General features: G+C 35.0%; 13 protein-coding genes. All 13 read right to left on the bottom strand.

From position 1 onward, the window contains the following. Positions 1-227 (bottom strand): nickel-dependent hydrogenase large subunit (locus tag IJL02_RS02690; protein WP_292808757.1); only part of this gene is annotated, 227 nt, incomplete at its 3' end. 1 nt (position 228) lies between these two features. After that, a complete protein-coding gene (locus IJL02_RS02685) occupies positions 229-1,155 on the bottom strand; it encodes a F420-nonreducing hydrogenase (protein ID WP_292808755.1) in 927 nt (308 codons plus the stop codon). Positions 1,156-1,170: 15 nt separating this feature from the next. Then, positions 1,171-1,596 carry a hydrogenase iron-sulfur subunit gene (locus tag IJL02_RS02680; RefSeq protein ID WP_292805691.1) on the bottom strand — a complete coding sequence of 142 codons (426 nt, stop codon included), beginning with the start codon at positions 1,594-1,596 and terminating at the stop codon, positions 1,171-1,173. A 320-nt stretch (positions 1,597-1,916) separates the two neighbouring features. Continuing rightward, positions 1,917-3,167 (bottom strand): SufD family Fe-S cluster assembly protein, encoded by a 1,251-nt coding sequence (locus IJL02_RS02675; RefSeq protein ID WP_292808753.1) that lies wholly within the window; start codon positions 3,165-3,167, stop codon positions 1,917-1,919. Next, on the bottom strand, positions 3,136-3,891 hold the full coding sequence (locus IJL02_RS02670; protein WP_292808751.1) for an ABC transporter ATP-binding protein: 756 nt from the start codon (positions 3,889-3,891) through the stop codon (positions 3,136-3,138). The genes IJL02_RS02675 and IJL02_RS02670 overlap by 32 nt, the downstream gene beginning before the upstream one ends. 143 nt (positions 3,892-4,034) lie before the next feature. Continuing rightward, a complete protein-coding gene (locus IJL02_RS02665; RefSeq protein ID WP_292808749.1) occupies positions 4,035-4,304 on the bottom strand; it encodes a PRC-barrel domain-containing protein in 270 nt (89 codons plus the stop codon). Between the two features lie 55 nt (positions 4,305-4,359). After that, positions 4,360-4,968 carry an NTP transferase domain-containing protein gene (locus IJL02_RS02660; protein ID WP_292808747.1) on the bottom strand — a complete coding sequence of 203 codons (609 nt, stop codon included), beginning with the start codon at positions 4,966-4,968 and terminating at the stop codon, positions 4,360-4,362. A gap of 18 nt (positions 4,969-4,986) precedes the next feature. Further along, on the bottom strand, positions 4,987-6,456 hold the full coding sequence (locus IJL02_RS02655; RefSeq protein WP_292808745.1) for a methanogenesis marker 14 protein: 1,470 nt from the start codon (positions 6,454-6,456) through the stop codon (positions 4,987-4,989). A gap of 140 nt (positions 6,457-6,596) precedes the next feature. Next, positions 6,597-7,529: a tetrahydromethanopterin S-methyltransferase subunit H gene (gene mtrH / locus IJL02_RS02650; RefSeq protein ID WP_292808743.1), complete on the bottom strand. Its 933-nt coding sequence runs from the start codon at positions 7,527-7,529 to the stop codon at positions 6,597-6,599. 13 nt (positions 7,530-7,542) lie between these two features. Further along, a complete protein-coding gene (gene mtrG, locus IJL02_RS02645) occupies positions 7,543-7,794 on the bottom strand; it encodes a tetrahydromethanopterin S-methyltransferase subunit MtrG (protein ID WP_292808741.1) in 252 nt (83 codons plus the stop codon). 10 nt (positions 7,795-7,804) lie between these two features. Further along, on the bottom strand, positions 7,805-8,011 hold the full coding sequence (locus tag IJL02_RS02640; protein WP_292808739.1) for a tetrahydromethanopterin S-methyltransferase subunit F: 207 nt from the start codon (positions 8,009-8,011) through the stop codon (positions 7,805-7,807). Positions 8,012-8,024: 13 nt separating this feature from the next. Continuing rightward, positions 8,025-8,744: a tetrahydromethanopterin S-methyltransferase subunit A gene (gene mtrA / locus IJL02_RS02635; RefSeq protein WP_292808737.1), complete on the bottom strand. Its 720-nt coding sequence runs from the start codon at positions 8,742-8,744 to the stop codon at positions 8,025-8,027. Next, on the bottom strand, positions 8,745-9,074 hold the full coding sequence (mtrB, locus tag IJL02_RS02630) for a tetrahydromethanopterin S-methyltransferase subunit MtrB (RefSeq protein WP_292808735.1): 330 nt from the start codon (positions 9,072-9,074) through the stop codon (positions 8,745-8,747).

Raw genomic sequence — 9,074 nt, 5'->3', positions numbered from 1 at the left:
ACTGCTTTAGCAGCTGCTAAGTGGTGTTGTACATCACAAATACCACAAATACGAGGTACTAATCTTGGTAATTCTTCTACAGGACGACCTGTTAAGAATTTTTCGAAACCTCTGAATTCCATAACGTGTAATCTTGTTTCTTGTACATTTCCAGCATCGTCAAGATGTACTGTAATTTTAGCGTGTCCTTCAATACGAGTGACAGGCTCCATAGTAAGTTTAACCATTTTATTCTCCTCCTTTCTGCATTTTAATTGGTACTAAAGCAGCAGGTAATGTGTAAGTATAGAAAGTACCTACAATATCATCTAATTGATCTGCGACAGTTTCAGGGTCTACAGTTTTATCTTCTTGTACACCGTAGTCAGATGCAATCGCACTGATCATTTTTGCTCCTTGGTCTAATACTTTAGCAGTAGGACCGTAACATCCTCTACATTGGATACCAATGGAAGGACATTCTGCACCACATAATGATACGGTTGCAGGACCCATACATACTAAACCTTGAGTAATTAAACATAAATCAGGTTCAGGAGCACCTAATTCAAATTGTCTTTTAATGAAGTCCATAGCTAAACCTGCAGGTGGTTTTTCTCTAGGACATACTTCACAAAGGTTGGTTGAAGGTAATTCGATTGTTTCGCCTCTTAATAATGTTAAAATAGCTTCTGCTACAACATCAGAACGAGGTGGGCAACCTGGAATCATTAAGTCAATATCCATAACTTCACCAATAGGTCTTACTCTGCTTTCGAGATGAGGTACATCTTCGTGAGGAATAATTCCTTCAGGGTTTACAGTAGATACAGAGTTAATGTATGCTTCTTCTTCTAATTCTTCAACAGTCCATAAGTTTCCGAGACCTGGAATACCTCCGTAACATGAACAGGTTCCGTAAGCGATAACCATATTAGCTTTTTCGTTTAACATTTCGGCTAATTCTCTGTTTTCATCGTTTCTTACTCCACCTTCGACAATAATAATGTCTAATTCAGGTACTTCATCATATTTAGTATCCATGAGTACAGGGGAAAATTCAAAATCTGCAAATTCCATTACATCAATTAAGGATTCGTGGAAATCCGCAATGGATAAGTGGCAACCGGAACATCCGCCGAACCACATAGTTCCTATTTTTACTTTATCTGCCATATTCATTCCTCCAATCTATCTTTCAGCATCTAATTGTTGTTTTAATGGAGCTGGACCTAAATCTTTGATTCTGTTAACCATCATTTTAACAGATTCAGAGAATTTTTCACCTTCGGATGCGGAAATCCAGTCGTGGTGAACTCTTTCTTTTCCAATTCCCATATCTTCGACTAATTTATAAATTAATCTCATTCTACGATCTAATTTGTAGTTACCTGCATCATAGTGGCAGTCACCCATGTGACATCCAGCTACAAATACACCGTCAGCACCTTCTTGGAATGCTTTTAAAACAAATTGTGGATCAATTCTTCCAGAACACATTACACGAATAACTCTAATATTCGGTGGGTATTGCATCCTTGCAGTACCAGCTGTGTCTGCTCCTCCATAGGAACACCAGTTGCAACAAAACATTACAATTTTTACATCATCAGCCATAGAGTTTCTCCTCCTCTATAAATATTTTTTTCCGTCTTTAGAAAAATTTAAATCTTTCTAAATCCAATTTTAAAGTTTTTTAAAAAATTTTAAAATTTTTCTTTTAAGGAATACTGTTTAGGTATGCCTTAAAATCACAATTTATGTACTTAATGAGCTAGCTCAGCAGAACATTATGTACTGATTAATATATTTCATTAATAATTAATATAAAGGTTACTTAGAAACTAAAGCCAAAAGGTTTATATACTATAAAACAAGAATTCTTGAGAATGAAGTTAAATCAAAAAAACAAGAAAAAAAGGAAAAAATAGATGGAATTACATTCCATCAAGACTCATATCAATCATATTTTGAGTTTGTTGAGCTAATTCATCAGGAAGCCCAGTAATATCCATGTTTAAAAATCCTCTTACAATCATGGATTCCGCATCTTCTTCGGAAATACCCCTTGAAGTTAGGTAATTAATCTCATCTTCATCAATTTTACCTACAGCAGCCTCGTGAGATAATTCTAAGTTTGCAGAACTAGCTTCAAGTTCAGGAACTGCATAAATTAAACTGTCATCAGATAAAACTAATCCACTACATTCCAAGTGTCCCCTAACACCAGGAACAGCTCCGGACAAATGACCTCGGGCATAAATTTTAGATTCATCCTGAGCAACAGCTCTTGAAATAACTTCAGCACGGGCCCCTTCAGCATTAAGTAAAGCTCTAGAACCCACATCAATGATAGAATCTTTTTTACCGCCCTGAATAGATTGGAAAATAGCTCTTGAGTTTTTACCATCACAATAAGCAGTAGGATAAGATTGTAAAGTACTTACAGGACTGGTTAAAATATAATTATTGATATAAGTTGAGTTATCACCTAATTTGATTCCAGTTCTTGGGCGCACTTCAACTTGTTCAGCCCAATTATGAACCATAGTGAATGTTATTTTAGCACCAGGTTTTAAATACATCTCAGATACGCCAACGTGCATTGCAGAAGACACATCATCACCAGTTGCACAACCGGTAATCAAGTGAAGTTCAGAGTTTTCCTCAGCAATAATTACATTGTGTGCAGTTTGCATAATATCCTCATCACTGATAAACATACAAGCCTGAACAGGCATTACTTCACAGGTATTAGGAAGAGATCTTACAAAATAACCGCTTTTAACACCATCTTTTTGCTCTCTTAAAGCAGTTTTAGCAGTGTATTTATCAGCATCAGGTTTAACAACATTCCACAAGTAATCTTCAAGCCAATTATATTTTTCCAATGCAATTCCAATATTCATCACTTCAATGGAATCAGACATAGTGTTATTTGTAAAAATATTACTTTGGTCAACTTGTAAAAAGGAACCTGACCTGTTTTTTTCGTCAGTATCAACACCTACTTTTAAAAGATCTGATTTGGTCTGTTTATTTAAATCATTCAAATCATCAATCATGTCCAAAGCATTAACAGTTTCATCAGTGAAGTTTTCAATAGTTACATCAGCACCGATTGCTGCTTTTTTATCTTTTGCTCTTTCAGCATCTTCATAAACATTGCGCACACTCAACACATCCATTAAAACCGTTTTTTCTAATATCTTCTAAAATTTCAGACGGGTTTCCAGAACAGGAAATGACCCCATCAATTAAAACATGCGCTTTATCAGCACTAACAAAATTTAAAATATAACCTAAATGAGTAATTAAAAGTCCACTTCTTTTTCTACTGCGTTGTGGTTTATCTTTATCCAATAAAGTACCAATTTCAGAAGCTAATAATTCTACATTTTCAATATCCACACCGGAATCAGGTTCATCAAACATGGTGAAATCCGGCATTTGAGCAAGCAACTGCAAAATTTCGGAACGTTTAACTTCCCCTCCGGAAAATCCTAAATTGACATCACGATTTAAGAACTCATCACTGAATTTAAGTTGTCTAGCCAATTCTTGCATTCTAGGATTTAATTCATCACTAACATCCTGATTAGAAATGATTTTCAATAAATCTCCTACTGAAACTCCCCTAATTGCAGGAGGTGTTTGAAAACTTACTCCAATACCTAATTTAACTCTTTCTGCAGTGGATAACCCAGTAATATCCTGACCTTTAAATTTGATAGTGCCGTTAACAATTTTATAATTTGGAAAACCCAAAATTGTTAAAAATAAAGTACTTTTACCTGCACCATTAGGTCCTAAAAGAACATGAGTTTCTCCTTCAGCAATAGAGAGATTGATATCCTTTAAAACTTTTTTACCGGCCACTTCAACCGCCAAATTTTCTATTTCAAGCAACATATAATCACCTTAAAAAATAAAATATGAATTTGTTTTATAATAATATAATTATAATTAACTAACTATAAATAGTTAACAATGGTTCTGGTAGATGAAAATAATTTAAAAAAAATTAAATAAAATAAAAAGAGTAATAACTGAAATTATTCAGTTACAATAATGAATTCGCCGACTTTTTCAACTTTAGCAAAAGGAACTAATAACAAGTCACCATTTCTTTTAGCACCTTTTACATGGATATTACGGTCACTTTCAACCCTAATAGCAATATCCACAATTTTACCAGTTTTTTCATTGATAATTAGCTCATCCAATACACCGAGGATACGTGCATTGTTGGTAGCTACTTGATAATTTTTAATTTCACTCCATAATTTTTCTTCTCTTTTTGGAATTGGTTGTTTATTTTCCATTTAATCACCTAATAAATATTAAATCTAGTTATATAAATATTTAATTTCATTATATTTAAATATAATATTCTTTGTATAATTTTTCCGCAACCTGACTATCTAAAAGTGTATTAATATTTAATGCCAATTCTCTTTTAGGAATAATTAACTGATCTTCATCCTGCACAATATTAATGCTTCTTAAAACATTTAACCCTGAAGGAACATAACCGTTAAACTCATAAGAGTAATTTAAACCTAAATCCTTAAAGATTTCAACCGGAACTAAAGTAGATAATGCATCTTTATCTGATTTGGAATAGTACTCCAAAACATAATCAATAGTTTCAGTTGAAATAAACGGTAAATCTGCATTAATAAAAAGTAAGGTATCTTCACTGGATTTTTTTTCAAAGAAATCCAAAATAAAAGATAAGTCAGTGAGATAATCATCTCCTGATGTATCCAATATTTCAAAATCCTGATTTAGTGAATTCAAATATTTTGTAGTTTCACTAGTGTGATGGCTAACAGCGATAACAATTTTATCGATTAATTTGGATTCATTTAGATTGTCAATTACGTATTTAATTAAAGGTTTATCACATAATTTGAAAAGAGGTTTTTCGCAGGGAACTTCAAGACGAGTTCCCATACCTCCAGCCATCAAAATTGCATAAATCATGGATAACTCCATAATTAATTAAGCGAATTTTCCGCCAGCCATTTTCATACGGTCTTTAAGGATGCATCTTCCTCCTTGTTTACCTCCAATAGGAACTTTAGGAGTACCCATTGAATTCATACAACGAGCCATAATAGCAGAACCTAATGCAAGACCGTCTTCTACAAATACGATATTTTCAAACTTATCCTGAACCGCCTCTAAAATAAGTTGTGGTTTTCTTCCAGTAATACCTGCCCTACCAGTAATTCCTAAAGCGGAACCTGGAACGATAACATTTTCCTTAAACGCAACATCCAAACATCTTGTAACGATATTTGTACTTACATAATCAAGAGTTGAAAGCAATGTAGGAAGACCATAGTCACTATAGAATTGTGCACCCACTTCCATCAGTTCAGGTAATTTATCACCATTAAATCCAACATCACAACCAATCAAGGTTGTTCCGGCATTTTGAGCTGCTTCAGGATTTACAGGAACAGTACCGAATCTTTCAACATCCATAGGAACTTTAGTAATATTAATTAATTTATGAGCTTCAAGAGCATTGGCTTCAGCCTGCTTGTGGTCCGCTTTTTTCATTGCCTTATCAGAATAAATATCTAAAGCAGCACCGTTTTTCTTATCAATCAAACCTGAACCTCTAGCTAAAGAGTCACTTACAACACCTGCAAGACCTAAAAAGTTTCCAACAGTGTTTGCATAAGGTTCATTATCATTAACTATACGACCAGCCAATGTTGAACCGAAATCCAGTGAAACACAAGGATTTCTATAATCCACTTCAGTCCATTTAGCACCTAATTTAATTCCAGCAGTTACAAGTTCCCCCTCCATCTCATTTGCAACAGTTTCCTTACCTTCAGGAGGAACTACACTTACAACAGCACCGTCAAACATGATGTTTTCTAAAAGAGTGTGCTTGTGTAATTTCTCAGGAAGTTGTGATACACTCATTGCAGGAGACATTTTACGTGGAGGAATATCTGCTTCAAGACAACCATCTGCAAGTGCAATAATTAGTTGACCTGCCTCTTCAGCAGTTGCAAAACCTGCAGTTACCCCAGTTGACCTTACAACAAAGTCCAAATCCTTATCCTTATCAACATTACACTTTCTAAGAGATTCCAAAACAGTGTCTCTAATGAGTTCAGTAACAGCTTCTTTTGAAAGCTCAATTCCCCAAACTGTTTTACCAAATACATCTTCAGTTGGTTTAGGTGGCCTAATGTCCCTTGTCATTTTAACAGTTTTATTAAGCAAATAAGATTCACTAGTATTCAAATTTGTCGCCATGACAATACATTTGGTAGTAGTATTTCCCAACTCAACAGAAGCAGTAACATAAAAAACGTCCGGTTTTTTAACAGCACCAGGACTTGCAGGACCCGCTTGCTGTGCAGTTAAAGAACCTAAATTACCCTCCTTAGAATGAGCAATAATAGGTTTAGGACCTCTATTAAAAATTTTACTTAAAAAAGACATTTTATAACCTCAATTAAAACTTAGTTATAAATATCTTTTTATAATAATATAAATTTTATTAAATAATTTCAAAAAAAGTAGTTAAAAAAAATAGAAAAAAATGATTAGATGAATTAATCATCTAATCGGGACCCTTTTATCTATAATAAGTTGTTAATTGGGTGGTCTTCAACAGGTTCAGTACCGATATCTTTTGCTGCTTCAGCAATCATGATATCAGCCATACCACATGCAGGGAATGCAAGTTTGGAGTTTTCGATAGGTCCGAAAAGAACGAAGTCTCCACCAGCCATTTGTTGTACGATGTTTGAACCGATATCACAAACAGGCCATGCTTCTTTGTGTTCTTTTTTGTATCCTCTTAACCAGTCCCATGCAGATGGAACGTTGTGAATACCAGATCCTACTGGGTATCCCCATTTAGCTTTTACAGCGTAAGAGGTTCTTACAGCAGGTCCTGCACCTTGACCTAATGGAGTAACTGCTACGTCCATCCATGGTTTGGTAATTCCACATTCGTCAGCCATTTCAAGAATACCTTGGTCGATAACAGATCCACCAGTTTCCCAAATTTCGATTTTTCCTTCTACACCAGGAGTCATTGGGTTGAATCCTAAGAGAATGGATGCATCGATGTCGGAATTTTTAACTGCTTCAATTTCACCAGGTTCTGCAGCCATACTTAAAGAGTTGTAAACAGCCCTTTCAGCTAAACCTACTTCTTGTACATATTCTACACCTGCAATTTTTGCTGCAGCTGCGGTTGAATCTATAAGGAAAGGTTTGTCACAAACTTCACCTACAAATTCTAAGTATTTAACCATAGCAGTGTCAGTAGCACCGAAAGTTTGTACAACACAAGGGTTTCCAGTTACATCAGACATTTCTTCCATGGTTTTAATTCTTTCTTCAGCAGCATCTTTATCAAAGATACCTTCTTTTTCATCACTAATAATATTGTGTCCGCCGTAAAAGATGGTTCCTGCTAAAACGGTAGGGTATTCACCAGGTTGTCCTCCCATTTTTACTCCAGCAATATCTACGACGAGTTGTTCTTTATCAAATCTAAACATAAGTATAAACCTCCTATAATAGGGCAGCCAATAAGGTAGATAACATTGAAGTTATACCGAATTTAATAGCCATAATTAAAATTAATAATCCAATTATAATACCATACAATATACCAACATCTCTACCAGTTTGTTGGCCTAAACGTTGATAATATTCCCCAACAGTAAAATCAACTTTTTCTTCTGCATCGTCTAATTTTGCAAGAATTTGATTGACATCGTCTGCGGAGACCATTACTTGAGGTATTGAATTTTCATCACTCATAATAACACCTCTAAAATCCTGCTAATTTCGCAATAAATGGAATAATTACGATTAATAATAATGCAATAGCCATTCCATATGCAAAACCTTTAAATCTAGTTGCATGTAAACCGGCAAATAATTTACCTTCTCTTGCAAGGAGTTTTGAACTATATTCCGCATCATCAGCAGCATTTTTCATACTACTTATGTTTGGTTTGTTTGAAATTTGTACCATAATTATACCCCCTCTAGATCATAACCAAGAATAAAAATCCGACAACTAAAGTAAATGCTAGACCAATCATTATACCTTGAACTTTACCGGAATAATTTCCAGCCAAATTCCTTTGGACAGCACCAACCATATCGATTTTAGTGTTAATATCCCTGATTCTTGCTTCAATAAGAGCAGTTTCAGCAGATACCACTTTCATTTCTTCTCCATCGTCTTCGTCGCCACCGTCTTCATCGACAGAAATGACCATAGCTTCTTCTTCAAAAGCGCCCGGATCTTTTTCTACACATTCTTTGATTTTAGCATTAATCGCTCCAGTATCTTCAGTATCGATTAAATCTACAATTTCTAATTGGTTTTGGAATCTTTCAATACCGTCGAGTGGAATATTTTCTACAAAAGGAATAGCTCCTGTTGCTCCAATAATTTTCTTTTTATCTGGATCTGCACCGTTTTCATGTAATGCTTTAATACTTTGACCAGTAATGTGTCCTTGTACTTCAGCACCAGTAACGATTAAGAAACGGATGTTAGGATTTGAAATAATGTTTGCAACTACTTTTTCTATTCCTAAATTTTCTGTTTTACATGGACCTGCGATTGCTGCGCCAGATAATTCTGCTTCAATGTGAGAAGCAAGAGTTGTAACTGCAACAGGGCTTTCAGGATCACCTACAATGTAATCCCCACTAATAACCGGCCAGCCATCTGCAGGAGCTTTTTTATCAGCCATCTATAATACCCCCAATACGCTTAAGAAAGGTAATGCAGCAAATATGATGAAAGATGCTAATAAAAATCCATATACCATGTTAGTTAACAATCCTGCAGTAACATAAGAACCTTCCCTTCCAGGGAATGATCCAGCAGGACTTGTATATGGGTCTAATGAAGCCATTAATTCATCAGCAGCCAATTCCACTTTTGCTACTTGTTCATTTACATCATCCATAGATAGAAGTATAACTCCTCCACCTAAAGATGATCCGATGACCCCAGTTGCAGGGTCTAATGCGAAATTCATTTCAGGTATAACCTGTACCATAGGTAACATTTGAGCCAT

Source organism: Methanobrevibacter sp. (assembly GCF_017427765.1).
In the GTDB taxonomy this organism is placed as follows: Archaea; Methanobacteriota; Methanobacteria; order Methanobacteriales; family Methanobacteriaceae; genus Methanocatella.
Note: the sequence above shows the minus strand (reverse complement) of the source record. Positions and strands in the feature narration are given on the sequence as shown.